Source organism: Afipia sp. MLSD5-FHT05B12 (genome assembly GCF_058793355.1).
Window position 1 is genome coordinate 141,058 of record NZ_JBXAFS010000003.1, and the last position, 26,287, is coordinate 167,344.

The 26,287-nt window shown below is 62.5% G+C and carries 28 protein-coding genes; 4 read left to right on the top strand and 24 right to left on the bottom strand.

The features are described from left to right. Positions 1–90: 90 nt before the first annotated feature. Positions 91–1,623, bottom strand: a complete 1,533-nt coding sequence (locus tag AC1Q6J_RS05355) for an acyl-CoA carboxylase subunit beta (RefSeq protein WP_492278303.1) — start codon at positions 1,621–1,623, stop codon at positions 91–93. 176 nt (positions 1,624–1,799) lie between these two features. Between AC1Q6J_RS05355 and AC1Q6J_RS05360 the strand changes: the two genes are divergently transcribed. Continuing rightward, the gene (locus AC1Q6J_RS05360) at positions 1,800–2,222 is read left to right on the top strand and encodes a DUF4260 domain-containing protein (protein ID WP_492278304.1); all 423 of its coding nucleotides are present in this window, start codon (positions 1,800–1,802) and stop codon (positions 2,220–2,222) included. Positions 2,223–2,253: 31 nt separating this feature from the next. Beyond that, positions 2,254–2,559, top strand: coding sequence for a DUF3303 family protein (locus AC1Q6J_RS05365; RefSeq protein WP_492278305.1), 306 nt, complete (start codon positions 2,254–2,256; stop codon positions 2,557–2,559). A gap of 245 nt (positions 2,560–2,804) precedes the next feature. On the opposite strand, the gene AC1Q6J_RS05370 is transcribed toward AC1Q6J_RS05365, so the two are convergent. The 11 genes from AC1Q6J_RS05370 to AC1Q6J_RS05420 form a co-directional block, all read right to left on the bottom strand. Beyond that, a complete protein-coding gene (locus AC1Q6J_RS05370) occupies positions 2,805–3,206 on the bottom strand; it encodes a nuclear transport factor 2 family protein (RefSeq protein ID WP_492278306.1) in 402 nt (133 codons plus the stop codon). Positions 3,207–3,282: 76 nt separating this feature from the next. Next, entirely contained in the window at positions 3,283–4,113 is an 831-nt protein-coding gene (locus AC1Q6J_RS05375) for a penicillin-binding transpeptidase domain-containing protein (RefSeq protein ID WP_492278307.1), read from the bottom strand. A gap of 170 nt (positions 4,114–4,283) precedes the next feature. Next, entirely contained in the window at positions 4,284–4,550 is a 267-nt protein-coding gene (locus AC1Q6J_RS05380) for an EscU/YscU/HrcU family type III secretion system export apparatus switch protein (protein ID WP_492278308.1), read from the bottom strand. After that, positions 4,547–6,160 (bottom strand): flagellar hook-length control protein FliK, encoded by a 1,614-nt coding sequence (gene fliK, locus AC1Q6J_RS05385; RefSeq protein WP_492278309.1) that lies wholly within the window; start codon positions 6,158–6,160, stop codon positions 4,547–4,549. Before fliK ends, AC1Q6J_RS05380 begins: the two co-directional genes overlap by 4 nt. Positions 6,161–6,243: 83 nt before the next feature. Further along, entirely contained in the window at positions 6,244–7,017 is a 774-nt protein-coding gene (locus AC1Q6J_RS05390; protein ID WP_492278310.1) for an ATP12 family chaperone protein, read from the bottom strand. Positions 7,018–7,112: 95 nt separating this feature from the next. Further along, positions 7,113–7,493: a hypothetical protein gene (locus tag AC1Q6J_RS05395; RefSeq protein WP_492278311.1), complete on the bottom strand. Its 381-nt coding sequence runs from the start codon at positions 7,491–7,493 to the stop codon at positions 7,113–7,115. Between the two features lie 162 nt (positions 7,494–7,655). Next, a complete protein-coding gene (locus AC1Q6J_RS05400; protein WP_492278312.1) occupies positions 7,656–8,930 on the bottom strand; it encodes an RluA family pseudouridine synthase in 1,275 nt (424 codons plus the stop codon). After that, complete coding sequence (locus AC1Q6J_RS05405; protein ID WP_492278313.1) at positions 8,927–9,760, bottom strand: arylamine N-acetyltransferase family protein; 834 nt, start codon at positions 9,758–9,760, stop codon at positions 8,927–8,929. Before AC1Q6J_RS05405 ends, AC1Q6J_RS05400 begins: the two co-directional genes overlap by 4 nt. Next, positions 9,757–11,088 (bottom strand): replication-associated recombination protein A, encoded by a 1,332-nt coding sequence (locus AC1Q6J_RS05410; protein WP_492278314.1) that lies wholly within the window; start codon positions 11,086–11,088, stop codon positions 9,757–9,759. The genes AC1Q6J_RS05405 and AC1Q6J_RS05410 overlap by 4 nt, the downstream gene beginning before the upstream one ends. Positions 11,089–11,268: 180 nt before the next feature. After that, entirely contained in the window at positions 11,269–12,660 is a 1,392-nt protein-coding gene (locus tag AC1Q6J_RS05415; RefSeq protein ID WP_492278315.1) for a DegQ family serine endoprotease, read from the bottom strand. A 76-nt stretch (positions 12,661–12,736) separates the two neighbouring features. Continuing rightward, positions 12,737–13,159, bottom strand: coding sequence for a winged helix-turn-helix transcriptional regulator (locus AC1Q6J_RS05420; RefSeq protein WP_492278316.1), 423 nt, complete (start codon positions 13,157–13,159; stop codon positions 12,737–12,739). Between the two features lie 233 nt (positions 13,160–13,392). On the opposite strand from AC1Q6J_RS05420, the gene AC1Q6J_RS05425 reads away from it, so the two are divergent. Continuing rightward, positions 13,393–14,406, top strand: coding sequence for a zinc-binding alcohol dehydrogenase family protein (locus AC1Q6J_RS05425; protein ID WP_492278317.1), 1,014 nt, complete (start codon positions 13,393–13,395; stop codon positions 14,404–14,406). 349 nt (positions 14,407–14,755) lie between these two features. Here the strand turns inward: AC1Q6J_RS05425 and AC1Q6J_RS05430 are convergent, their stop codons facing one another. Then, the gene (locus AC1Q6J_RS05430; RefSeq protein WP_492278318.1) at positions 14,756–16,225 is read right to left on the bottom strand and encodes a porin; all 1,470 of its coding nucleotides are present in this window, start codon (positions 16,223–16,225) and stop codon (positions 14,756–14,758) included. Positions 16,226–16,549: 324 nt separating this feature from the next. Here AC1Q6J_RS05430 and AC1Q6J_RS05435 point away from each other — a divergent pair, with 324 nt between their 5' ends. After that, positions 16,550–17,104, top strand: a complete 555-nt coding sequence (locus AC1Q6J_RS05435) for a MarR family transcriptional regulator (RefSeq protein WP_492278319.1) — start codon at positions 16,550–16,552, stop codon at positions 17,102–17,104. Between the two features lie 3 nt (positions 17,105–17,107). On the opposite strand, the gene AC1Q6J_RS05440 is transcribed toward AC1Q6J_RS05435, so the two are convergent. The 11 genes from AC1Q6J_RS05440 to rpsE all read right to left on the bottom strand — a co-directional run bounded on the left by AC1Q6J_RS05440 (position 17,108) and on the right by rpsE (position 26,225). Beyond that, positions 17,108–18,277, bottom strand: a complete 1,170-nt coding sequence (locus tag AC1Q6J_RS05440; RefSeq protein ID WP_492278320.1) for an alpha/beta hydrolase family protein — start codon at positions 18,275–18,277, stop codon at positions 17,108–17,110. Positions 18,278–18,680: 403 nt separating this feature from the next. Beyond that, positions 18,681–19,475, bottom strand: coding sequence for an SDR family NAD(P)-dependent oxidoreductase (locus tag AC1Q6J_RS05445; RefSeq protein WP_492278321.1), 795 nt, complete (start codon positions 19,473–19,475; stop codon positions 18,681–18,683). A 255-nt stretch (positions 19,476–19,730) separates the two neighbouring features. Continuing rightward, positions 19,731–20,147, bottom strand: coding sequence for a 50S ribosomal protein L17 (gene rplQ / locus AC1Q6J_RS05450; protein ID WP_492278322.1), 417 nt, complete (start codon positions 20,145–20,147; stop codon positions 19,731–19,733). A 197-nt stretch (positions 20,148–20,344) separates the two neighbouring features. Continuing rightward, complete coding sequence (locus AC1Q6J_RS05455; protein ID WP_492278323.1) at positions 20,345–21,376, bottom strand: DNA-directed RNA polymerase subunit alpha; 1,032 nt, start codon at positions 21,374–21,376, stop codon at positions 20,345–20,347. Positions 21,377–21,492: 116 nt separating this feature from the next. Next, complete coding sequence (rpsK, locus tag AC1Q6J_RS05460; RefSeq protein WP_006021048.1) at positions 21,493–21,882, bottom strand: 30S ribosomal protein S11; 390 nt, start codon at positions 21,880–21,882, stop codon at positions 21,493–21,495. A gap of 122 nt (positions 21,883–22,004) precedes the next feature. Beyond that, a complete protein-coding gene (rpsM, locus tag AC1Q6J_RS05465; RefSeq protein ID WP_006021049.1) occupies positions 22,005–22,373 on the bottom strand; it encodes a 30S ribosomal protein S13 in 369 nt (122 codons plus the stop codon). A 161-nt stretch (positions 22,374–22,534) separates the two neighbouring features. Then, entirely contained in the window at positions 22,535–23,377 is an 843-nt protein-coding gene (locus AC1Q6J_RS05470) for an adenylate kinase (protein WP_492278324.1), read from the bottom strand. Next, positions 23,374–24,705, bottom strand: coding sequence for a preprotein translocase subunit SecY (secY, locus tag AC1Q6J_RS05475; protein ID WP_492278325.1), 1,332 nt, complete (start codon positions 24,703–24,705; stop codon positions 23,374–23,376). Before secY ends, AC1Q6J_RS05470 begins: the two co-directional genes overlap by 4 nt. 131 nt (positions 24,706–24,836) lie before the next feature. Beyond that, complete coding sequence (rplO, locus tag AC1Q6J_RS05480; protein WP_492278326.1) at positions 24,837–25,355, bottom strand: 50S ribosomal protein L15; 519 nt, start codon at positions 25,353–25,355, stop codon at positions 24,837–24,839. An 11-nt stretch (positions 25,356–25,366) separates the two neighbouring features. Further along, a complete protein-coding gene (rpmD, locus tag AC1Q6J_RS05485) occupies positions 25,367–25,564 on the bottom strand; it encodes a 50S ribosomal protein L30 (protein ID WP_006021053.1) in 198 nt (65 codons plus the stop codon). Between the two features lie 82 nt (positions 25,565–25,646). Further along, on the bottom strand, positions 25,647–26,225 hold the full coding sequence (gene rpsE / locus AC1Q6J_RS05490; RefSeq protein WP_006021054.1) for a 30S ribosomal protein S5: 579 nt from the start codon (positions 26,223–26,225) through the stop codon (positions 25,647–25,649). Between the last annotated feature and the right edge of the window lie 62 nt (positions 26,226–26,287).

Sequence of the window (26,287 nt, forward strand, 5' to 3'; positions counted from 1 at the left end):
CGCGATAGCCGATGCGATGCATCAGCGTTCTATACCACTGACGGCGGTCGGAGGCCGCCTGCGCCTCCCCGCAAGGGGGAGGGATAAAGTCTACAACGGAATGTTGTCGTGCTTCTTCATCGGCACATCGACATGCTTGTCCTTGAGCATCGCCAGCGCGCGGGCGATGCGCTTGCGGGTCGAGTGCGGCATGATGACGTCGTCGATATAGCCGCGCTCGGCGGCGACGAACGGCGACAGGAAGCGGTCCTCGTATTCCTTGGTGCGCGCGGCGATCTTTTCCGCATCGCCAATGTCCTGCCGAAAGATGATCTCCACCGCGCCCTTCGCGCCCATCACCGCGATCTGCGCGGTCGGCCAGGCGTAGTTCATGTCCGCGCCGATTTCCTTCGAGGCCATCACGTCGAACGCGCCGCCGTAGGCCTTGCGCGTGATGACGGTGACCAGCGGCACGGTGCACTGGCTGTACGCGAACAAGAGCTTCGCGCCGTGCTTGATGAGGCCGCCGTATTCCTGCGCGGTGCCCGGCAGAAAGCCCGGCACGTCCACGAAGGTGACGATCGGAATGTTGAAGGCATCGCAGAAGCGCACGAAGCGCGCGGCCTTGCGCGAGGCGTCAGAGTCGAGCACGCCCGCCAGCACCATCGGCTGGTTGGCGACGAAGCCCACCGTCTTGCCCGCGATGCGGCCGAAGCCGGTGACGATGTTCTTCGCGAACGTATCGGCAAGCTCGAAGAAGTCGCCCTCGTCCACCACCTTCAGGATCAGTTCCTTGATGTCGTAAGGCTGGTTCGGATTGGCCGGGATCAGCGTATCGAGCGACTCTTCGGTGCGCTCGATGTCGTCGAAGCTCGGCCATTCCGGCACGCCGTCGGTGTTGTTGCTCGGCAGGAAGTCGAGCAGCCGGCGCATCTGGAGCAGCGTCTCGACGTCGTCGCTGAACGCGCCGTCGGCGATGGAGGATTTCGTCGCATGCACGCTGGCGCCGCCGAGTTCTTCCGCGGTGACCACTTCGTTGGTCACGGTCTTCACCACGTCCGGGCCGGTGACGAACATGTAGCTGGTGTTCTTCACCATGAAGATGAAGTCGGTCATCGCCGGCGAATAGACGTCGCCGCCCGCGCACGGGCCCATGATGACGCTGATCTGCGGAATGACGCCCGAGGCGATCACGTTGCGGCGGAACACATAGGAGTAACCCGCCAGCGCCGCGACGCCTTCCTGGATGCGCGCGCCGCCCGCGTCATAGAGGCCGATGATCGGCGCCCGCGCCTTCAGCGCCATGTCCTGGAGCTTGGTGATCTTCAGCGCGTGGGTCTCCGACAGCGAGCCGCCGAACACGGTGAAGTCCTTGGCGAACACGAAGGTGGTGCGGCCATTGACCGTGCCCCAGCCGGTGACGACGCCGTCGCCGGGGATCTTGGTCTTCTCCATGCCGAACTCGACCGAGCGATGCTCGACGAACATGTCGAATTCCTCGAATGAGCCTTTATCCAGCAGCAGTTCGATGCGTTCGCGGGCGGTCAGCTTGCCGCGCGCGTGCTGCGCCTCGATGCGCTTGTCGCCGCCGCCCTTTTTTGCGCCCGCGCGGCGTTCATCGAGTGCTTCGAGGATATGCTTCATGGATTTCGCCCCAGTGTCGTCTGGATAGGCGGCTGGCGCCGCCGTTCTTGGATGGTTGGGCAGCTTTCTAGCACGCGGTTCGGGCGGGAGAAAATGGCCGGATCGGGCCAAAAATGGCCGGTCTGGCTGCCCGGCGGCGCGTGGTAAAAGGCGTCCTTTACAAGGGATTCGCTGGCATGACCGACACCACGACCACACCTGCCCAAAGCAACGCAACGGGCGGCGCGACCGGCGGGGTCCGCACCCTGCTGCGGCTGGAGGGCGCGGCCCTCGCCGCCGCCTGCATGGTGTTCTACAGCTATTTCGAGGGCTCCTGGTGGATGTTCGCCCTCCTCCTGCTGGCGCCGGACCTGAGCTTTGCGGGCTATCTCGCCGGTCCCCGCGCCGGAGCCGCCATCTATAACGCCGCCCATGCGGCGATCCTGCCGATGCTGCTCGGCATCTACGCCATGGTCATGCCCTCGGCGCTGGCGATGCACCTGTCGCTGATCTGGTGCGCGCATATCGGCATCGACCGCGCGCTGGGCTATGGCCTGAAATACGACACGGGATTTACGTTCACCCATCTGGGGCGGATCGGGAAAGCGGCCAATAATTGATCTCCTGCTCGCACATCTGAAAGGTCAGGTCATGCTGTTTCTCGTCATCTCGAACCCGCGGCCGGAGCGGCCATCGGATGTCGCCAAGGCGCGGCAGGGTTTCTGGCCGTGGATGGCGACGTATCAGACGCAGGGAATCTGCAAGCACATCTATCCGCGTGTCGGGCGCGGCGCGGTGGCGATCTTCGATGTGGAGAGCAACGAGGTGCTGCACCGGATTCTGAACGAATGGGCGGACATCATCCCCGCCCACTTCGAGACTTATCCGCTGGTCGACCTCGCCGCGACCAAGGCGGTGCTGGCCGCGCAGGTGAAGGGGAAGACGGCGAAGGATTGAGCCCATCGGGCTTGGGCCTTTCCCGTGTGAAGGGAACGCCCCATGCATTCGTCATGGCCGGGCATAGCCGTTCGAAGAACGGCGTAGCTTCCGCTCGCCTATGTCCCGGCCATCCACGTCTTTCTTAAATATTTGAAGTGAAGACGTGGATCACCGGGACAAGCCCGGTGATGACGGTGGAGAAATAGCGAAGCCAAAAAAATTGCTCCCTCTTCCCGTAAACGGGGCGAGGTAAGAAGCGAACCTCACACCTTCGGCGGACGGCTCTGCACAAAGTAGCTCGACTTGTGAACCACCTTGCCGTCGCGGAGCGTAATGACGTCGACCAGTTCCATGGTCACGGGCTTGCCGTCCGGCGTGGTCGCGGTGAGGATCGATTCCGAAACGAAGTGATCGTCGCTGCCGTAAAGTGCGACAGGCTCGAACTTGATGCCCGGCAACCCAGAAATGTCCTTGCCGAACTGCTCGGCGACCGCTTCCTTGCCCTTGTACACCTTGGGGCTGCCGTGGCGTTGGTAACTGGTGTCATCCACATGAAACGCCATGATCGCCGCAACGTCGTGCGAATTCCATGCCGCACTGTAACGGCTGGCAAGATCGCGCCATGACGAAGTAGGTGCAGCTTTTGCGGCGGCTGAGGACGACATGTTGAGGCTCCCTGATTTTATGTTCTTGGATCAAGCCTAGCGTGTTTCAGGCATGCACGAAACCGGGCAACTTGCGTCAAATGGCTCCTATGTCCGCGAGGCACTGCTGAACAATTTTCATCCGGCTGGCGGAGTGCTTGGGCTCGCGGATATCGAGGTTGAGTGCGAACACCGTCTGCGCACTGCCCTTCTCGGCCCAGCCCACAAGCCAGCCCACCGAGGTCTTGGTGCCATCGGTCATGTTCTTGTCGGTGACGCCGGTCAGGCCTGTCTTGGCGCGGATAATGCCGTCGCCCACCTTGGTCACCGGCAGAATCTCCGCAGTCAGATCCTGCGCGCGCTTCGATACCGGCAGCGCGCGCCGCCGCAGCTTGTCCACGAATGCAATCTGCTCCAGCGGTGAGACACGAAGATCGCCGGTCAACCAGAAACGATCGATGCCGCCGCCGATATTGCGGTTGCCGTATTCGAACATGTCGACATATTTTTGCATCCGCTCGTGGCCGATCCGGCGCGCGATCTGCTGGTAGGCCGGCACCACGGAGGCCGCGATGGCGGTGCGCAACGTGTGGTCCCTGTTCCACTCCGGAATGCTGCGCGTCACACCGTCCCACTTGAACACGTCCTTGTCCGGATCGGCGACGACGCCGGTCTCCAGCGCGATGACAGAGTTGGGAATCTTGAATGTGGACGCCGGGAGAACCGGGTCGCGCGCGCGGGAATTGTCGCTGGCGATGACCAATTGATCGTCGGCCCGGAATGCCGCGAAGGCGCCAACGGTGCCCTCGCCGGTGAAATGCCTCTGGAGACTCTTGCGGACTTCATATCGCGGCACGCCGGTGGCGAGCGCCCTCGCCGGAACACAGGCCCCGGTGAGCAAGGCAAGGACATAGCGGCGATTGATCATGATCATTTCATCCGGACTGGCGGCGCTAACTGCACGGCGCATCGTGGTGAAATGATGACGGTTGAATTAGCCAGTCTTGATACGATCTCTAAACGTGTCGTCCCCCGCGAAAGCGGGGACGACCCCCGTGTGGCGCACGCTCGCGCAGTTCACTCACGCATGAAGTGCGGTTAGCGCAGCCGTCCTGTCAGCCGCATGACGAATATCAGAACCTCCGCCACGCCCTTGTAAAGCTCGGCGGGAATCTCGTCGCCAAGCTCGACATTGGACAGCGCGCCCGCCAGCACTTCATTCTCCTGAATGGGAATGTCGTTCTCTCTGGCGATCTCGATAATTTTCTCGCCAACCGTGCCCTTGCCCTTGGCGACGACGCGCGGCGCGCCCTTCTTGTCATAGTGCAATGCGACCGCGAGACGGTTTTTGATATCGATGCTCACAGCGCGCGATCCAGAAAATGCCCGGCTGGCGGCGGCGCGCCCTTCGGCGGCGCGCCCTCGCCGATCACGATGTCGCCCGGCTCAAGGGCGGCCTCGCGCAGCGCGTGGGACAGTTGGGGTGCATTGATGCGCAGTTGCGCCGCCGTCGCGGGCCGCTCCGCCCACATCCGCACCGACGTTCGCCCATGGCTCAGCGACACCAGCGCATGCACCGGTCCGCTCGGCTCGACATCGAGCGAGAACCGCGCCCGCCAGGCGCGGCTGGCCGCTTCGGCTTCGTTGCCCATGCCATCGCGCGATATTTCGAACTGCGCCACCGCGGTGCCTTGCAGGGTCGCGAAGGGAATCTCGAAGTTCCAGCGCGGCACGGTCGGATCGTTACGCACGCCGGGCACATCCACCGGCAACGAGGCCGCCTGCAACAGCGTCTGCCGCGCCAATGCGGCGTCGGTATCCTCGATCAGGCGATGGGCGACCGTTGCCGGTACATCGTCCGGCGCGAGCGATGGCAACGCGACGGGCTGTGCGGCCGTCTCCGAGCCGCGGAACGGCGGCGGCGGTACGTTGGTGCGCGCGATTGCACCGTCATCCGCCGGCATGCGGGACACGCCTGCATGCGCTTCCGCATTGAGAAGCTTTGCGACCTCGTCCTGAACGCCTTTCGGAAATGCCTGCAACACTTCCTGTAATGCCGTGAGCCCCGCGCCCGCTGCGGCTGCGCGATTGGCCGCCGTCGGCAGCGGTTCGTTCGGCGCATAGATGCGAATTTTGCCGTCGAGTTCGGCGGCATCGTCCGCGACGCGCACCGGCGTCTGCGGCAGCAAGATATCGCCGGCTTCGATCTCCGGCGACAACGGCGGCGCGGCGGACGGCGGAATGGTCGAGGGCTGCGGCGAAGCTGCGCGCTCCTGCGCCGGCGCCGTGCCAAGCCACGACGCGACGGTCTGGCGGAATACGATCAGCGCGGCCTTGAGATCAGGGCCACTGGAAGCCTGCGATGACGCGAGACTTTGCTCCAGGAAGAGACCTGAATTCTGGAACGCGGTTTTGAGCGCATCGCCGGTGAGATTCTCGCCAAGCGGCGTGCGCTGCGCGAGCAGTTGCGCTGCGGCCTGTTGCAGCGTCTGAGGCAATGTTGGTGAAGTCGCCGCGACGCCCAGATTTGCGAACAGAAGGGAGAGACTTCCCTGCCGCGCGGCGGCACTTTGGACTGCGGCCGACACGGCGAGCGCTTCGAGATCGGTCAGCACGCGCCCAACGGCGGCGGCCTGCACCGGCACATCGGTTTTCGGCACGCTGACGGTATCGGCCTTCGCCGCACCGGCCGATGCTGTGGGCGCAGACGATAGAGCTGCGCCCTCGCCCGGCACGATCTGAAGCCGCACGCCCTGCGGCGTCTGCGACACCGCCAGTTGAAGCGCCTGCCCTGGCTGCAACGGCACTTCGGACAACACCTCGATGGTCAGGTTCGCGATCGCGATGCGGACCAGATTGGCATCGAGCTGCTTGAGCACGGTCGCGTCGATCACCGTGCCCGGCTGCAACGCCACGCCCGCCGCAACGCTCTGGGCGGCGACGACCGGAAAGACGGGATTGATGGCGATCGACATGATGGAGGCCTTGTTCGGCCGCCAAGCTAGCCCAGCGTCGTAAACCTCTCGTTAACCGAACCCGGTGCGGAAAGGTCTATGCATTAAGGAAACGCCTTCAAGACCTTCGCCGCGGCCTCGAAATCCCTGAACTTCGAGGCGCGGCGGGCTTCGACCTCTTCGTCGGCACCCCACTTCTCGCTGTTCCAGTCCTCGTCCACATGCGCCGCGGCCCAGACCTGCGCCGCATCCAGCACGCCGTGCTTGAGCGCGAGCGCAAGCAACGCCGAACCGGTGAGCGTGGTCGCGACATGAAAGGCGCCGACCGGCCACGCATCCTTTGGCAAGGCGCCGCGCGCAGCGGCCACCGCCGTCTCCGGCTGCGTCACATGGATCACGCCTTCGGTGAGAATGAAATGCGCGCCAAGATCATCGGCGGCCCAGCGCAGCACCGGGTCCCAGTACTCGGCCTGCCGCGCGATCAGCGCGTCGGGAAAACCCGCGCGATAGAACAAGAGATCGGTCTCGAAATACTTCGCGGCATCGTCGGCCACCGCCTGAACATTTCCGGCGACGCCATCGATCACGCTGTTGGCCAGCCGTGTCAGCGGCATCGCCATCGGATCGATGTCGTCTGTCTGGGCCTCCCACTCCGCCGCCATCGCCTCGGCGAGGCCGCGCGTCGGCGCAGCCAGCGGATTGCGCCCCGGCGTGCGGATCGGCTTGCCGTCCAGCGTCACCGTAAAACCGTCAGGCCCTTCGGCGACACCTGCGCTGGCATAGAAGCGCTTGCGCAGCGGCGTGCGAGACGACTTGCGCGAGGCCTCGCGCGGATCGAGTGGCGACTTGCCGGCAACGTCATCGAACAGTTCGCGCATCCACTAGCCTTTTGATCTTCTGGGCATGACCTTGTCCGAAAACCGGTGCCCACCCTCGGGTCAAGCGCCCGAGAGCATGCTTTCCGGGGCCATGCCTATTGGTTCGCACACTGGCGCGAATAGGCCGCGCGCTGATTGGGGTTAAGCCCCCACGCCGCGCCGTCGTCAAGACAGCGCGCGACGCGGTCGCTGAACGAGGGACGGCGCTCGCGCTTCAGCACCGGCTTCGGCGGCGTGTCCTGCGTCACGCGGCCCGGCGTGGTGTTCTGCAACGCGAACGGCGGCGGCGAATTCATCTGCGGCACTGTCGGCACGACAATCGGCGGCGGCGGTGGCGCTGGCGGCGCGACCGGGAACGGGATCACCGGCTGTGCGCCAACGCCGCCCGGCGGATAGAGCTGTGCGTGGGCGAAGTGAGCGGATGAAACAATCACCATGGCGAGTCCGAGTACGGCTGAGATAGCTTTCGCGCTCATCACATTTCCAATCGCGTCCGATCTCTCGTTCGTCATGCCCGGACTTGTTCCGGGCATCCACGTCTTCAAGATGGTCCTGTCAGGCGTGGATGGCCGGGACAAGCCCGGCCATGACGTGCCTTGCTCGATATATCGTGCGCGGGGCTGACACGGACAAGAGCATCACTCCTCCGGCGCATTCTCGATCGGATCGAAACGGTCGGCCTCGAGACCGAGCAGGTTCCATGATTGCAGCATGTGCGGCGGCAGCGGCGCGGTGACGTCGATAAATCCGCCGCGCGGATGCGGGATCACGATCCGCCGCGCCAAAAGATGCAGCCGCTTCTGGATACCGCCCGGCAGTTCCCAGTTTTCCTTGTTGAAGTACTTCGGATCGCCCACGATGGCGTGATCGATATGCGCCATATGCGCGCGCAACTGATGGGTGCGCCCGGTGACCGGCTTCAGCGACACCCAGGCGAGCTTCTGCGCCGAGGCCTCGACCACCGCATAATACGTCACCGCGTGCGCCGCGCCCTCGTCGCCATGCGCGGCGACGCGCATGATGGAGTCTTCCTCGCTCTCTTCCTTGGCGAGATAGGTGGAGATGCGCCCCTGCTTCGGCTTCGGCACGCCAGCCACCAGCGCCCAGTAGATCTTGCGTGCGGAGCGATGGCGGAACGAGCCGGTCAGCGCGCTGGCCGCAAAGCGTGTCTTGGCGATCAGAAGACAGCCGGATGTTTCGCGGTCGAGACGATGGACCAGACGCGGCTTCTGCCCCTTGGCGTCGCGCATCACTTCCAGCATCTGGTCGACATGCTTGGTCATGCCCGAGCCGCCCTGCACGGCGAGACCCGCGGGCTTGTTCAGCACCATCAGATCCTCGTCCTCGAACAGGATCATCTTGCGCAGTTCCTCGAGCGTCTTGCTCGCGGCCTCGGACAACTCGCCGCCGGCCTTCGGCGCGTCGAGCTTCAGCGGCGGAATGCGCACGCTCTGGCCTTCCTCAAGCCGGTCCTTGCTGTCGGCGCGCTTGCCGTTGATGCGCAGCTCGCCTTTGCGGACGATGCGCTGGATATGGGAGAACGACAGGCCGGGAAAGCGATGCTCGAGAAAGCGATCGACGCGCATATTGTTTTCATCGGCAGTCACGACAACGGTCTGCACCTTCGTCGGCAACGGCGGCGGGGCAACCTTTGCTTTCACGGCGTCATCCTGAGGTGCGCGCTCGTTGCGCGCCTCGAAAGATGATGCCGTCGCCCTTCGAGGCGAGGCATTGCCTCGCACCTCAGGGTGACGGTTCTTTTCAAACTTCTCCGGCTTGCCCGACGCGCGCTGCGCCGGTCCGCGCTTGTCCGACGCCTTCTTGCCAAGGGCCGGCTTGCCGGTGCGTTTGCCGCCCTTGCGGTCCTCGCGCTCGGACTTCTTGGCGAGAGGTTTTCTGACGCGGCGGCTCATGCTCGGCCCTCAGCCCTGAAAAGCCCTTCCAAGGCTTCATCGACTTTTATATCAGCAGGCAACGCAATTCCGAACATCGTCGTCAGTGTCGAACGCAATTCTTCAACGCTGGCCAGCGTCCGCTTCTCGACCGCGCCGTCGGCATGACGGATTGAAAGCTGGGTGTTGTTGAGAATCTGGCGGCGATCATCAGTCGGGCGCGCAACGACCAGGTTCCTGACGAACTCCGAAGCCGGAAATGTGGACACCTGCCAGTTGGCCGCTTCGAAATCGACCGGATAGTAATCGACGCTGTCGAAGCTGTAGACCGGCCGCCAGTGATCGCCCAGCTTCACTTCGAGATGAAGTGAGTCACCGATCGGAATCACACGGTAAGGCTGATGCGGCGTGGCCTGCTCTTCCGGTGTATCGAGACGCAGCGGCGCGGTCGGCGTCATCGCTCCGAACGCCACGTCGCTCAGATACCAGTGCCCGTCAACGGCGACGTTCAGCGTCATGTGGCCACGCTGCGGCATTGCCTCGGGCGGCTGCATCCAGCGGACCCGCGCCATCCGCAGGCGCGCGTCGAATCCCAGTGCCTTGAGCACAAGACGCAGATACTGGTTCTGCTCGTGGCAATAGCCGCCGCGCCCATCGCGAATGATCTTCTTTTCGATGGTCGACGGATTGATCACCACCGGCACCCCGGCGAACGAGCTTAAATTCTCGAAAGTAATCGCACGCTGATTCAACAGAATGATTTTCTTCAGCAGGTCGAGCGTCGGTGCGCGCGGACCATCGTAGCCGATGCGTGCAAAATAAGCGTCGAGATCGACGTTAAAATCGGTCAAGCGTTGCGTTCCCTTCTCAGTTTCGCCCAGTAGTCGAGCCGCTTGCGAATCTCGCGTTCAAAGCCGCGGTCCGGCGGATCGTAGAACGTCTGGCGGCCGAGCGCTTCGGGAAAGTAGTCCTGCCCTGAGAACGCGTCCGGCATGTCGTGATCGTACTGATAGCCCGCGCCGTAACCCTCGGACTGCATCAGTTTTGTCGGCGAATTGAGAATATGCTTCGGCGGCAGCAGCGAGCCGCCCTCCTTCGCCGTGCGCATCGCGGCCTTGTAGGCCATATAGCCCGCGTTGGATTTCGGCGCGGTGGCGAGATAGATCACCGCCTGCGCGATCGCCAGCTCGCCCTCGGGGCTGCCGAGGAAATCATAGGCATCCTTGGCGGCATTGCAGATCGCCAGCGCCTGCGGATCGGCAAGCCCGATATCCTCCACCGCCATCCGCACCACACGCCGGGCCAGGAACAGCGGGTCCTCGCCGGCGTCCAGCATACGCGCGAGATAATACAGCGCAGCATCGGGATCGGAGCCGCGCACGGATTTATGCAGCGCGGAGATCAGGTTGTAGTGCCCGTCGGCGGACTTGTCGTAGATCGGCGCGCGGCGCTGGAGAATCTCCTGCAACTGCGCGGAGTTGAAAATCTCGTCCTTGCGCGCGGCACGCCAGACTTCTTCCGCCAGCGTCAGCGCGGCGCGTCCATCGCCATCGGCCATCCGCACCAGCATCGCGCGGGCCTCGGCGTCAAGCGGCAGCTTCCTGCCTTCGACCTCTTCGGCGCGCGCATAAAGTTTCTCCACCGCCGCGGCATCGAGCGAATGAAACACCAGCACCCGCGCACGCGACAGAAGCGCCGCGTTGAGTTCGAACGACGGATTTTCGGTGGTGGCGCCGACCAGCACCACGGTGCCGTCTTCCATCACCGGCAGAAACGAATCCTGCTGCGCGCGGTTGAAACGATGCACCTCGTCCACGAACAGCAGCGTGCCCTTGCCCATCTCGCGGCGGGCGCGCGCTGCGTCGAATACCTTCTTGAGATCGGCGACACCGGAGAACACCGCCGAGATCTGCTCGAACTCCAGCTCGGTCGCATCGGCCAGCAGCCGCGCCACCGTGGTCTTGCCGGTGCCGGGCGGGCCCCAGAACACCAGCGAGCCGAGCGTGCGCGTCTCCAGCATGCGCGTCAGCGCGCCGTCGGGGCCGAGAATGTGATCCTGACCGACCACATCCGCAAGCGTCCGCGGCCGCAGCTTGTCCGGGAGCGGACGCGGTGCATCCTGCTCCATGCCGGCTGCGGCGAAGAGGTTTGGCGATGGCGCGTTGCGTTTGACGTTCATTTATTTGTACGTTGTGCCGTCATCCTGAGGTGCGAACCGCCATCGTAGCCAAGTTTACGCAGGTTACGCCTGCTATGGCGGTGAGCCTCGAAGGATGACTTCGAGGCACCGCCATCCTTCGAGGCTCGGGCAAAAGCCCTCGCACCTCAGGATGACGGCAACGCTGCCATTCCGACAACATCATCCCCCGAGCACAACGGACAATTGCTGGCCGCCGCGGATCACGGTGATGCGCCAGAGCCGCGAGCCTTCGGTGGCAAGCTTGTCGAGATCCTTGGTCCGGGCGATCTTCTGACCGTTCACAGCGGCGATCACGTCACCTTTCTTGAATCCGACATTCGCCGCGATTGCATTGTCGGGCAAATCGGTCACGACCACGCCCTCGATGCTGCTGTCGAGTTTCAGTTCGTCCGCCAGTGCCGGCGAGATGTTGGCGATCTTCGCGCCCTGAAACGGCGAACGCGCCTTGATGACGAGTTCGTCGCGTCCGGTGTCCGGCGCGGTTTCCAGCGTGATCGCAAGCTTCAGCGGCTTGCCTCCGCGCAGCACTTCCACCTGCGCCGTGCCGCCGAGCGGACGCGTCGCGAAGCGATAATCGAATGCATTCGGATCGTCGATAGCTTGGCCGTCGATGGACACGATCAGGTCGGACAGCTTGAGCCCGGCCTTGGCCGATGGACTTCCCTCAGAGATGTTTGCCACCAGCGCGCCGGTCGGACGCTTCAGCCCAAGCGTCTCGGCGATCTCGGGCGTCACGGCCTGGAGGCGCGCGCCGAGCCACGGACGCTTCACCGCATTGCCACCGCCCTTCGCCGAAGCAACGACAACGCGCACCATATTGGCCGGAATGGCAAAGCCGATGCCCTGCGAGCCGCCGGAGCGCGAAAAGATCGCGGTGTTCACACCGACCAGCTTGCCGGTCATGTCCACCAGCGCGCCGCCCGAGTTGCCGGGATTGATCGCCGCGTCGGTCTGGATGAAGAACTGATAGTCGGTGATGCCGACCTGCGTGCGCGCCAGCGCCGAGATGATGCCGTGGGTCACGGTCTGTCCGACACCGAACGGATTGCCAATGGCAATCACAACGTCGCCGACCAGCGCGTCGTCGGAGTTCGAAAACTCCAGCACCGGGAATTTTTCCTTCGCATCCTTCAGGCGCAGCACCGCCAAATCAGTGCGGCTGTCCTTCAGCACGATCTCTGCTTCGAACTCGCGCTTGTCGGAGAGCGAGACCTTCACCTGGTCGGCGCCTTCAATGACGTGATTGTTGGTGACCACGAGACCCGACGCATCGACCATCACGCCGGAGCCGAGCGAGCGCTGCATCTGTTCGGGCTGGTTGCCGGGAACGCCGAAGAAACGGCGGAACATCGGATCGTCCAGCAGCGGATTTCGCGGCACTGCCTTGGCGGCATAGACGTTCACCACTGCTGGCTGCACGCGCTGAACGATCGGCGCATATGACAGCCGAAGCTGTGCCGGCGACTGCGGAACGAAGCGGTCCTGCGCCAGCGCAGGCGCGGCGAGAACGGATGAGACGAGAAGTGCGGAAAGCGCACGGATAACGGTCATGAAAGCAATCCTGAACTTGATTCCAAAGAGATAGTCGCGCCCATTGCGGCAAGAGAAGTCACCTCACGCTGCCTTGTCACGCTGCCTTGGGCCGCTTCGGAGGACGCGACGCGGCGTCCGGTTGTGGTTGGGTCTTCCTTGCTCCCGCAGCCTTGTTTTCCAATGCAGCATCGACCCTGGCGCGATTGGCATCACCCCACGCCTTGAGTGCATCGATCACCGGCCGCAGCCGCTGGCCCGTCTCGGAGAGTTCATAATCCACCCGGGGCGGGACCTCCGCATACACCTTGCGGACGATCAGGTCATCCTCCTCCAGGGCCCGAAGCTGCTTGGTCAGCATCCGCTGGGTGATCCGCGGCAGCCGCTTGCGCAATTCGCCGAAACGCAGCCGCCCCTCCTGCAAGTGATAGAGAATGACGCCCTTCCATTTGCCATCGATCAGATCGAGCGTGACCTCCACCGAACAGCCCGGAGCGCAGCCGAAATCCTGTCGTTTCATGGGAAAACTTCCTCGCGCGCACTCCGCAAAAGTGGACACCGGTTTTGCGATCAGAGTACGCGCAAACTATTGATGAGACGCATTTTCTAACGGCAAACCGGTTCCCACTTTGCCTGAAAATGCGTTAGTATCCGAATGGTGACTATATCCCCGAAATGACAGTACTTGCAAATCTGGCTCAAGCGCGACAGGTAGGTCCCGGAGACCGCGAAGGTCCAGATGGAGCAAGAACAATGAAAGCCGTGGGTTACAAGAAGTCGCTGCCGATCGATGCGGCGGAGGCGCTGATCGATTTCGAAGCCGCGAAGCCCGAACCGAAGGGACGCGACATCCGTGTCTCGGTGAAGGCGATTTCCGCGAATCCGGTGGACTACAAGGTCCGCAAGCGCGCCGAGCCGCCCGCGGGCGAGATCAAGATTTTGGGCTTTGACGCCGCAGGCATCGTCGATGCCGTGGGCCCCGACGTGTCGCTGTTCAAGCCGGGCGACGAGGTCTGGTACGCCGGCTCGATCCAGCGCCAGGGCACCAACTCCGAATTCCATCTCGTGGATGAGCGGATCGTCGGCCATAAGCCGAAGACGCTGTCGTTCGCGCAGGCCGCCGCCCTGCCCCTCACCTCGATCACGGCGTGGGAACTGTTGTTCGACCGTCTCGGCGTTGCGCCCGGCAAAAGCGTCGATCCGCGCACGCTGCTGATCGTCGGCGGCGCCGGCGGCGTCGGTTCGATCCTGATCCAGCTTGCGCGGCGGCTCACCGGCCTCACCGTGGTCGCGACAGCATCGCGTCCCGAATCCAGCAAATGGTGCCTTGAACTCGGCGCGCACCATGTGATCGATCATTCCAAGCCGATGAAGGATCAGCTCGCCGCACTGAAAGTCCCGCCGGTGGCGCTGATCGCCGCCCTCACCAACACCGACCAGCACTTCGCGACCCTCGCGGACGTCGTCGCGCCGCAAGGCAAGATCGGGCTGATCGACGATCCGGCGTCGCTCAACGTCAATCTGTTGAAGGGCAAGGCGGTATCGCTGCACTGGGAATCGATGTTCACGCGCTCGTCATTCCAGACCGACGACATGATCGCGCAGCACAAGCTGCTCGATGACGTCGCCAGCCTGATCGACAACGGCGTGCTGCGCACCACCCTCGACAAGGTGCTCGGCAAGATCAACGCGGCGAACCTCAAGCAGGCGCACGCCCTGCTGGAGGGCGGACGCTCCACCGGCAAGCTGGTGCTGGAAGGCTGGTGAAGTCTTCGCACTCGTGTGTGCGTCACCCGATAAAAAACCTCCGGCAGGGCATTGCCGGAGGTTATGGGAGATTCTCTGAGAAAAACTGGTGCGCAATCGAGCAGCGACGTCAACGCCGCGCTGTGATCAGACCATGCCTTAATTACCTTATTTAGTCAAACAATCAGAATGCATATCTCCCCTCACAATTCCGTGTGCAACGCGGTATCTGTTTGTTCGATATCGCCGATCACGCCTCGCCGCTTTTCGGAAATCAGTTTCCACTTTCGGATGCACTAAAGAAAAACCCCGGCAGTTTCCTGCCGGGGTCTTCCGTATTCAGATTGCAATCGCCGCGAGGCGGTCGCGATTACCAGGTGCGGCGGACGCGGAAGTTGCCGGACAGGACGCCCTGATCCTTGAACTCGTAAGCGCCAGCCGGCTTGAAGAGGCCAGCGTTGCCAGCCGCGGCGGCAACCAGACCACCCGTGCTGCTCTGGTCGATCGTGGTGTACAGCACTTCGCCGGAGAACGTCAGGTTGCGAACCGGAGTCCAGGAGGTACGCGAACCGATCTGCCAGATTTTGAAGTCTGGATTGTACGTGCTGCCAGCGACGAGGGACGGCGCATAGCCGCCAGCAAGGATCGCCGACGCCACGTCGTTATAGTCGACATTCACGTAGCTACCGAAGATGCCGGTCTGCCACTGGGCATTCCAGTTATGTTCGTAGCCGCCCTGAACAGCCCAGACCTTGGTCTTCTGGATCGAGCCGCCCGTGGTGTAGACGCCGTCAAGCAGCGACGCCACAGCGAACGACTGATAGAAGGCAGCGCCCGATGTACCCGTGTTGTTGAACGAGTCGAAGCTGTTGCCGGTGGTGCCGCCGATGACATACTTCGGAGCGCCGTCCGTATAGATCGCACTGAACGACAGCTTGTCGCCCGGACCCGTCGGCAGGTTCTTCAGCTGGATACCGCCCTGGATCGCGAAGCCCCATTCATCGCTCGGATGGCCGGTCGGTTCGGTCGTGCCGTAGTAGTTGGCGTGGATATTGTGCAGACCACCGGACAGCTGTGCGGTGAAAGCCGCCTGGTCGACGCGGATGTTGCCGACGATGTCAGGCGAAACGTTACCGCCGGACGCGTTGGTGAACGCACCCGTGAAGAGCTGGGCATTCGTCGGAAGAATCGCGCCGTTGTAGATCGGAGCGCGGTTGATCACGCGGTTGTCTTCAACCGCGAGCGAAGCGGACACGCCGTTGCCGAACTGGAAGGTGTAGGCCGCCTGGGTAATGCCGGTGGCGTTGTCGTAGCCGCCGATCAGGTAGGAGGTGTTCAGGTTGGTCGGGTTCGCACCCCAGGGGGTCTGGAACACCGAAGTCGCCTTACCGAGGGTGAAGCCGGCGAACTGAACGAAGCCGTAGTCCATGGTCAGCACGCCGGACGACGGACCGTCGCCGGAGGTGTGCTGGAAGTTGCTCGACCAGTAGGTGCGGACAACGCCGTATTCGCTCGCGGTGCGGGTATCGATGTTCAGGCTCGCGCGCGTGCGGGTCGTGAAGTAATCCGACGCGCGGTTCTGAAGACCGAGGTTGTTGCCGTTATCCCAAGCTGGCTTGTCGTGGACGCCAGCGTTGACGTTCGCGTCCAACTGAACGTAGCCGCCCAGCTTGATGCAGGTGTCGGTGCCAGGGATGTAGTAGAAACCAGCTCCATACAGGGAGCAGATCTTCACGTACTGGACCGCTTTCGCCTTGACGGGAAGATCAGCCGCCTGTGCTCCCGAAGCAGCCGCCAGCATGGCCGCCGAACCCAGGATAAGGCTCTTAATCTTGCTCATAAAACCTCCAAAAATGATCAATTGAGGAAAGGTCCGCTTCCCGTGGCGCTAGCCACCCCAATCAGCCCCTTGATCCCCGCTTACCGCCAATTGCCTCTCCTTCCGGAGCGAAACAACCTGCGAGTCACCCGATGACTCCGGCTGACAGGGCGACAATGCCTTTAAGGGTCAGATGATTACAATAATTGATTTACTCATGCTTTTATTTGGCCGCCGTCGTGTGCTTTCCCCGCAACATCATGTCAGCGGGATGACGCAAGCAACGATTGCATTGGTGGTTGGGTTGACATATTTTTGCGCATTCGTTCGAAAAGGCGGCATTAAATGGCTGGCAGACTCCCCGCCAAGAAAATTTCATCCCAACGTCATACTGCGAGCCCGCGCGCCGCGGCACGCGACACTCATCCCATGGGACCTGACGATGCGCTGGTCCGGAAGTTCATCTGGGATGTTATTTCGATCAACACGCATCTCGAAGAAATCCGTTCCAACTGGGCGCGGATGCTGGACATCACCTGCCCGCAATGGCTGATCCTGATGGCGGTCAACGATCTGGATGAGGGCAAGGGTATTTCCGTCCGGGAGGTCTCGACAAAACTTCACGTCGATCCTTCGTTCGTGACCACCCAGACGAAAAGCCTGGAGAAGCATGGCTTCATGCGCCGTGTCGCGTCGAAGGAAGACGCGCGCGTCGTGCTGATGTCGCTGACCGACAAGGCGCACAAGCAGATCGCGAATCTCTATTCGCAGCAGGTGGTCGCCGACAATCTTGTCTTCTCGGACTTCTCGACGCAGACATTCCGCGACCTCACCGACAAACTTTCCACGCTCAAGGAGCGCCTGGCGAAAGCCGCGCAAATGATAGCCGTAGGCAGTTGACCGTCACTCCGCCGGCGCACGCGCCGTTCGCAGGCGCGCCGATATCCAGTCGAAAATGAACTCGTTGCCGATGGTGGGGTTGTCGGACTGACCGTGCGCCGCAGCCGTCTCGGCGGCGGAGAACACCTTCAGCGTCACGTCCACGCCCTCCTTCCTCAGCGCCGTGCAGAGAGCATCGGCGTGACGGGTATCGAGCCAGTCAAACTCCCCGAACGTCATCAGGATCGGACACTTGATGCTGGTGATGCCGCCATGACGCTGCATCCTGCGAATCTCATCGCCGATAATGTCCCCGCCGTTGTGTCCTGACATCCATTGCGTCGCCGTCGCGCGCTGGTGCATGTCCCAGATTCCGGCATCGCACACGGCCGCGGCGAACCGGTCGTCGAGACCCGCCGCGCGCGAGGCATAGGCCGCGCCCAGTCCGTCGCCGAAAATGGCGATCCGCCGCTCGTCGATGTCACCGCGCGCCACCAGATAGTCCACGCAGCAACTGATCGCGGTCTCAACCTCGTATCGCACCATCTCCTTGAGTTTCGGCGCGCCTCCCTGCCCCGGCAGATCGGCCAGCAACAGCGACAGGCCGCGCGAATGAGCCTGCCGCAACAGGGTCAGCAGATACTCTTCCTTGAAATGTTCCGGCCCGCCGACGCAAACGACGACAGATGTCCGGGAATCCGAACCGGGCGCGGGCAGAAAATAGGCTTCCACGAAGCCGTTCTCGAAACAGGGAATGCGAACCAGCTCGCCGCCCGACGGCTGATACGTGACCACCAGATTCGCGCAGGCCCGCATTTGCTCCAGCGCGGCTGCCCGCCGGACGTCATCCAGTTTGAGAAAGACTTCCGAAGTCCGGTAGTAGTTCGATGCCCGCAGCCAGTTGCTGCGCGCCGAATGGAGATTGCCAGCGCTGTGGGCGAGATCGCCCCGCTCCTTGTTGATATCGGCGATGGTGGTCCATGCGCTATGCCAGCTTTCGTCGTCGCCGGCCGCGATTCGGCCAGCCGTCAGAAAGCATTCCGAGATTGTGCTGCCGCCTTCCTGCGCCGAGCCCAGCACGCGCATGAACTGGAGGCTGTAATCCTCGTTGTCCGGCCACTGCATCCAGCCGCCCGGCTCAAAGCGCGGAGGCGAGAGGTTGGCGGTTTTTTCATTCAAAACAGTCGTCCACACGATAGGTGTCCCGTATCCGATGTTCGCTTCATCCCGCAGCGTCTCCCGAGCGAACGTCGGATACGAAAGAACACGAACAACTATAATTCCAGTGATCCTTTGGTTCTGACATTCGTAGAAGTGCGTGCGAACGATGCGATACGAATGTCAGAACCGGATCACTGGTCAGCCGATCATTGAAAGTCGTGCCGTATCCGCTTGATCTAGAGCGACAATTGCCGCGAACAAGGCGAACGGGCATGCCGCATTGCAGCCATGAGCATGCCCGCATTAATGCGACAGTGACGTTACAGTGATGTGACAAGCGGCCGATCTGCGACGTTTGTCGCATGCGACACGACGTCCCGGGAGAAAATCATTCCTGGAAAACGCCGAAATGAATTTGTCGCTTCTCCGAAACGCGCTACGCGATCGTCTGGATAATCCCACCCTCGGCCCGCAACGCCGCACCGTTGGTGGCCGATGCCTCGCGCGAACTGACATAGACCACCATGTTGGCGATCTCGTCGACGGTGGCGAATCGCTGGATCAACGACGTCCCCCGGTGCTGCTTGACGAATTGCGAGGCCGCCTCTTCCAGAGACTGGCCGTTCTGCTTCGCCAGATCCTTCACAAAAACCTCGACACCCTCCGACATGGTCGGGCCGGGCAGCACCGAATTGACGGTCACATTGGTGCCCTTGGTCAGTTCAGCGAGCCCGCGCGAGACGGCGAGCTGCGCGGTTTTGGACATGCCGTAATGAATCATCTCGCTCGGAATGTTGACCCCCGATTCCGACGAGATGAAAACGATGCGGCCCCAGTTGCGCTTCAGCATCCCCGGCATGTAGGCGCGCGACAGCCGTACACCGGACATGACATTGACCTCGAAAAAGCGGGTCCAGTCCGCGTCGGGAATATCGAAAAAGTCCTTCGGCTCGAAGATGCCGGCGTTGTTGATGAGAATATCCGCGCCAGGCACGGCCTCGACGAGCTTTGCGCATCCCTCGGCAGTGGACACGTCAGCGGCGACACCCCGCGCCCCGGCTCCCGGGACCGCCTTGACGATGGCCGCCGCCGCTGCGTCCGCCTTGGCCTGTGTGCGGCCGTTCACCACGACACTCGCCCCTGCCCCGGCGAGGCCCCTGGCGATGGCCAGCCCGATGCCGCCGGTCGAGCCGGTCACGATTGCGGTGGTGCCTGAAAGATCGATTTTCATGTGAGTTGCTCCTGTCCACCTGACATAGGAGCGGTCCCGCACAGCGCCAGTGCAGGATCGTGTCCGCCCGGTCATGGCATTGTGGCCGCGCAGGAAACATCCCGCCAACAAAAAAGCGGCGCACCAGGCGCCGCTCCTTTGAGATTCGTCATCCTGAGGTGCGAGCCGCGCTTGCGGCGAGCCTCGAAGGATGCATCACCGTCACCCTTCGAGGCGCGCAAGAAAGAGCGCGCACCTCAGGGTGACGGGAAAGATTTACGCCGCTTCCGACGACGCTTCCTGCACCGGACCCGAATCCTGGCCCTTGGCATCGACGTCGCGGTCGACGAACTCGATCACGGCCATCGGCGCGTTGTCGCCGTAGCGGAAGCCGGCCTTGATGATACGGGTGTAGCCGCCCTGACGGTCCTTGTAACGGGGCGCCAGCACATCGAACAGCTTCTTGACCTGATCGACATCGCGCATCTCGCCGATCGCCTGACGGCGCAGCGCGAGGCCGCCCTTCTTGCCGAGCGTCACCAGCTTCTCGACGATCGGGCGAAGCTCCTTCGCCTTCGGCAAAGTGGTGACGATCTGCTCGTGCTTGATCAGCGCGGCGCACATGTTGGCGAACATCGCGCGGCGATGCTCCGCGGTGCGGTTGAGTTTCCGATGAACCTTGCCGTGACGCATGACTTATTCCTCAATTTCGATTGCCGCGACGGTTCGTCGGACATGTTGCTCAGGTGGGCTGCCTGCGTTCGCCCTCTTATCCCGTCACCCTTCGAGGCTCGGGCTACGCCCTCGCACCTCAGGATGACGGACTATCGCTTGTTCGTCATCCTGAGGTGCCGACGCTCTTGCGGCGGCCTCGAAGGATGACGCAGTTCTTAGTAGTGATCCTCGAAGCGCTTGGCCAGCTCGTCGATATTCTCCGGCGGCCAACCGGGCACTTCCATACCGAGGTGCAGACCCATCTGGGCCAGCACTTCCTTGATTTCGTTCAGCGACTTGCGGCCGAAGTTCGGGGTGCGGAGCATTTCCGCTTCCGACTTCTGCACGAGGTCGCCAATGTAGACGATGTTGTCGTTCTTCAGACAGTTGGCCGAACGAACCGACAGTTCGAGTTCGTCGACCTTCTTGAGGAACGCAGGGTTGAAGGCGAGATCCGGAATGATCTCGGCGGCAACCTCCTTGCGGGGCTCCTCGAAGTTCACGAACACGTTGAGCTGGTCTTGCAGGATGCGCGCCGAATAAGCGAGCGCGTCGTCCGGCGAGATCGCGCCGTTGGTCTCGATGGTCAGCGTCAGCTTGTCGTAGTCGAGGATCTGGCCTTCGCGGGTGTTCTCGACCTTGTAGGACACCTTGCGAACCGGAGAGAACAGGCTGTCCACCGGGATCAGGCCGATCGGCGCGTCTTCGGGACGGTTGCGCTCGGCGGCGACGTAGCCCTTGCCGGAGTTCACGGTGAACTCCATGCGGATTTCAGCGCCCTCGTCGAGGGTGCAGATCTGCAAATCAGGATTCAGTACGACGACGTCGCCGACGGTCTGGATGTCGCCGGCGGTGACGACGCCCGGACCCGACTTCTTCACGACCATGCGCTTCGGGCCTTCGCCCTGCATCTTGATCGAGATGTCCTTCACGTTCAAAACGATGTCAGTCACGTCCTCGCGCACACCGGCGATCGAGGAGAACTCGTGCAGCACGCCGTCGATGTGGACCGACTGCACGGCAGCGCCCTGCAGCGACGACAGCAGCACGCGGCGCAGCGCGTTGCCGAGCGTCTGGCCGAAGCCGCGCTCGAGCGGCTCGGCAACGACGGTTGCGAAACGGGTCGGATCCGAACCAGGCGTCACGTTGAGCTTGTTCGGACGAATGAGTTCTTGCCAATTTTTCTGGATCGTCACTGGGTCACCCATGCCTTCGAATTACAGGCGTTGGAGGTTCTGGCGGCGCGGGCACCGTTGTTAAACAATGGCCGCGTCATCGCATCTTAAAAACAACGCGGGCGCATATCGCCCGCGGCAGTCAAAAATCAGACGCGCCGGCGCTTGCGCGGACGGCAACCGTTGTGCGGGATCGTGGTCACGTCGCGGATCGAGGTGACGGTGAAGCCCGCAGCCTGCAAGGCGCGCAGAGCCGATTCACGGCCCGAACCGGGACCCGCGACCTCGACTTCGAGCGTGCGCATGCCGTGTTCCTGCGCCTTCTTCGACACGTCTTCGGCGGCAACCTGAGCCGCATACGGGGTCGACTTGCGCGATCCCTTGAAGCCCATCGTGCCGGCCGACGACCAGGCAATGGTGTTGCCCTGCGCGTCGGTGATGGTGATGGTCGTGTTGTTGAATGACGAGTTCACGTGCGCGATGCCGGAGGCGATGTTCTTGCGTTCACGGCGGCGGACGCGTGTGGCTTCTTTACCCATGGTCGTTCCTTGCTTTCGATCTCAACGCCGCCGTAATGCCAGCGGCTACACCCTCAGGTGAGTAGCGAATGGCGAGTGGCGAACAGATTCTATTCGCCAACCCCTATTCGCTATTCGCCAAATTACTTCTTCTTGCCGGCGATGGCCTTGGCCGGACCCTTGCGGGTGCGCGCGTTGGTGTGGGTCCGCTGACCACGCACCGGAAGGCCTCGGCGATGACGCAGGCCACGGTAGCAGCCGAGGTCCATCAAACGCTTGATGTTCATACCGACTTCGCGGCGCAGGTCACCCTCGACCAGGAAGTCCCGGTCGATCATTTCGCGGATCTGGAGAACTTCGGCGTCGGTGAGCTGCGAGACGCGGCGGTCGGCCGGAATCTTGAGCTGCTCCACGATGGTCGCGGCGTTCTTCTGGCCGATGCCATGAATGTACTGAAGCGCGATCAGCACGCGCTTGTTGGTCGGAATGTTGACGCCTGCAATACGGGCCACGGTCTTCGCTCCTGTCGCCGTCCGCTCCGGACAGCTTGTCTTTGTTAGGTCTCTGGCGTCGGGCGGGTGTTCACAAACGCAAACACGACGCCCTCCCCATTTTTCTTTCGGGGCCCGGCATCGTCTGAACTATCCGACTGGATGCGGGCTTATTAATGTATTCAGCGGCGTTTCGTCAACCGTTTGACGGCCTTAGCGCTCTTTTTCGTGGCCTTTTTAGCCACTTTCCGGGTCTTGGCGGCTTTGGTTCCAGCCGCCCGGGTTTTGGCCCTGGCGGCGGGCTTTTTGCGGCCCTTAACAGCCTTCTCAGCCGGTTTAGCGGCCTTTTTGGCCTTCCTGGCGGGTGCCTTGGCGGCCGCCAAGGCCGGCTTCGCGGTCTTCCGGGCGCCCTTCTTGGCGGACTTGGCAGCCGAATCGGCTTCCAGCGCCGCCAGCACCCGGTTGATCGCGCCCGTCACCTGCTCGATGGTCATCATGCCGTCGATGGTGATGAGCTTGCGCTTCTCCGAGTAGTAGTGAACCAGCGGCTCGGTCTGAGCGCGATAGCTGGCCAGGCGCTTCGAGAGCACCTCCGGCGTATCGTCGATCCGGACCTCTTCGCCACGCTCGCGCATCTGCGCGACCCGTGTCTCGACCCGCTCCAGCAGCGCGCTTTCATTCACGCGCAGCTCCACCACAGCGTCGAGCTTGAGGTGCTTCCTTTTGAGCAGTTCGTCCAACGCCCCGGCCTGCGGCACGGTGCGCGGAAAGCCATCGAGAATGAAGCCCTTCTTCGCGTCCGGCTCCTCGATGCGGTCGGCGATGATGCCGACCACGACCTCGTCGGGCACCAGCGCGCCGCTGGCCATGATGTCCTTCGCCTTGAGGCCGATGGGCGTTCCGGCCGCGACAGCGGCACGCAACATCTCTCCGGTGGAGAGCTGAACGATACCGTGCTTGTGAACCAGTCGTTGCGCCTGCGTTCCCTTGCCCGCCCCCGGCGGCCCGAGAAGAATCAACCTCATTTACGGCGGCCCCTCAGTTTCGATTTCCGGATCAGCCCTTCGTACTGGTGCGCCAGCAAATAGCCCTGCACCTGGGCGACCGTATCCATCGTCACACTGACGACGATCAGCAGCGACGTACCGCCGAGATAGAACGGCACCGACGCGTAAGAGATAAGAATTTCCGGGATCAGACAAACGACCGCGAGATAAATCGCACCGATCACCGTGATGCGCGACAGCACGTAGTCGATGTACTCGGCGGTGCGCTCGCCGGGACGGATGCCGGGAATGAAGCCGCCATGCTTCTTGAGATTGTCGGCGGTCTCGGTCGGGTTGAACACGATCGCCGTGTAGAAGAACGCGAAGAACACGATCATCGCGAGATACAGAAAAAGGAACAGCGGACGACCGTGGCTGAGCTGCGTCGTCAGCCACTGGAACCACTCGGGGCCCTTGCCTGCGTTGAAACTGGCGATCGTGGTCGGCAGCAGCAGCAGCGACGACGCGAAGATCGGCGGAATCACGCCCGCGGTGTTGAGCTTGAGCGGCAGATGCGAGGACTGGCCCTCGAACATCTTGTTGCCGACCTGGCGCTTCGGATACTGGATCAGAAGGCGGCGCTGCGCGCGCTCGACGAACACGATCAGCATGATGACCGCGACGGCCATGATGATGATCGCAAGAATCAGGAACGTGGACAGCGCGCCCTGACGGCCAAGTTCGAGCGTGCCGGCGATGGCCGACGGCAGTTCGGCGACGATGCCGGCCAGGATGATCAGCGAGATGCCGTTGCCGATGCCGCGCGAGGTGATCTGCTCACCGAGCCACATCAGAAACATGGTGCCGCCGGTCAGCGTGATGACCGTCGAGATGCGGAAGAACATGCCGGGATCGGACACGACATTGCCCGCGCCTTCGAGCCCGACGGAGATGCCGTAAGCCTGGAACGCCGCGAGAATGACGGTGAGATAGCGGGTGTACTGGTTGATCTGCTTGCGGCCCGACTCGCCCTCCTTCTTGAGGGCTTCGAGCTGCGGCGAAACAGTCGTCAGCAACTGAAGAATGATCGACGCCGAGATGTACGGCATGATGTTCAGCGCGAAAATCGCCATGCGGTGGATGCCGCCGCCGGCGAACATATTGAACATGCCGAGAATGCCGCCGGCCTGCGACTTGAACACCTGCTCCCAGATGTTCGGATCGATACCGGGCAACGGGATGTAAGTGCCCAGCCGATAAACAAGCAGCGCACCCAGTGTAAACCAGATGCGCTTCTTGAGTTCGTCAGCCTTTGCGAATGCCGCGAAGTTGAGGTTTGCCGCCAGTTGTTCCGCTGCAGAGGCCATGAGAGGCTCCGATCCTTCTATTCGTCAGTACCGGGCCTTACGGGCCGGCTACCTGCGATTTTAAGACTTCGCACGACCATATAGGAAGTCTTGTCGCGGTGGCCGGTCACAAAGGCGGGATCGGTCGAATCTTACGAAGCCTTCCTGTTCGGCTTCTTGGCAGCAGCCTTCTGTGCAGCTTCGTCCTTCGCCGGAGCGAGGATCTTCACCGAACCGCCGGCCTTCTCGACTGCCTCGATCGCGGACTTGGTCGCGCCGTGGACTTCGATGTTGAGCTTGGCCTTGAGTTCACCGCGGCCGAGCAGCCGCACGCCGTCCTTCGAACGACGCAGCAGTCCGGACTTCACCAGCGCCTCCGCGTTCACGGTCGCCTTGGCATCGAGCTTCTTGGCATCAATGGCTTCCTGAAGACGGTCGAGATTGACCTCGGTCAGGTCGAGCCGGAAAATGTTGTTGAAGCCGCGCTTCGGCAGACGGCGATGCAGCGGCATCTGGCCGCCTTCAAAACCCTTGATGCGCACACCCGAACGCGCGGTCTGGCCCTTGCCGCCGCGGCCCGCCTGCTTGCCCTTGCCGGAGCCAATGCCACGGCCAACCCGCATGCGCTTCTTGCGCGAGCCGCTGTTGTCGGCGATCTCATTGAGCTTCATCGCTTGCTTCCTTACTTCTCGTCGACGACGCGAACGAGGTGCTTGACCCTGTCGATCATGCCGCGAACCGCAGGCGAATCCTGCAACTCAGAGACACGGCCGATCTTGTTGAGACGCAGGCCGATCAGCGTCGCGCGCTGCGCGGCCTGACGGCGGATCGGGCTACCCGTCTGCTCGACCTTGATGGTTTTCGTTGCGGCCTTGGCCATTGTCCTAACTCCAAAACGTCTTTTCAGACTGGCATGATCCTATCGGAAAACCGGAAGACCACTTTTCCGGATCATGCCCTCATTATTCCGCGACAGCTTCCGCGTCGCCGCCGACACGGCGGGACTGCAACGTCGAAACCTTGATGTTGCGGCGGTTTGCAACCGAACGCGGCGAATCCTGATGCTTCAGCGCGTCGAACGTCGCGCGAACCATGTTGTAGGGATTCGACGAGCCGATCGACTTCGCCACCACGTCCTGGATGCCGAGCGTCTCGAACACGGCGCGCATCGGGCCGCCCGCGATGATGCCGGTACCGGCAGGAGCTGCGCGCAGATAAACGCGGCCAGCGCCATGACGGCCAGCAATGTCGTGATGCAGAGTGCGGCCTTCGCGCAGAGCAACGCGCGTCAGGTTGCGCTTCGCCGACTCGGTCGCCTTGCGGATCGCTTCCGGCACTTCGCGCGCCTTGCCGTGGCCGAACCCGACCCGGCCCTTCTGGTCGCCGATGACGACCAGAGCTGCGAAACCGAAGCGCTTGCCGCCCTTGACGACCTTCGCAACACGATTGATGTGGACGAGCTTGTCGACGAACTCGCTGTCGCGCTCTTCCCGATCCCGACCGCCCCGCTCGCGTCCACCGCGTTCGCGTTCACCTGCCATGGTGTTTTCCAATCCTTGTGAGGCTCGCGCCCCTGACCTTGTGTCCGTTCAAACCAAATTCA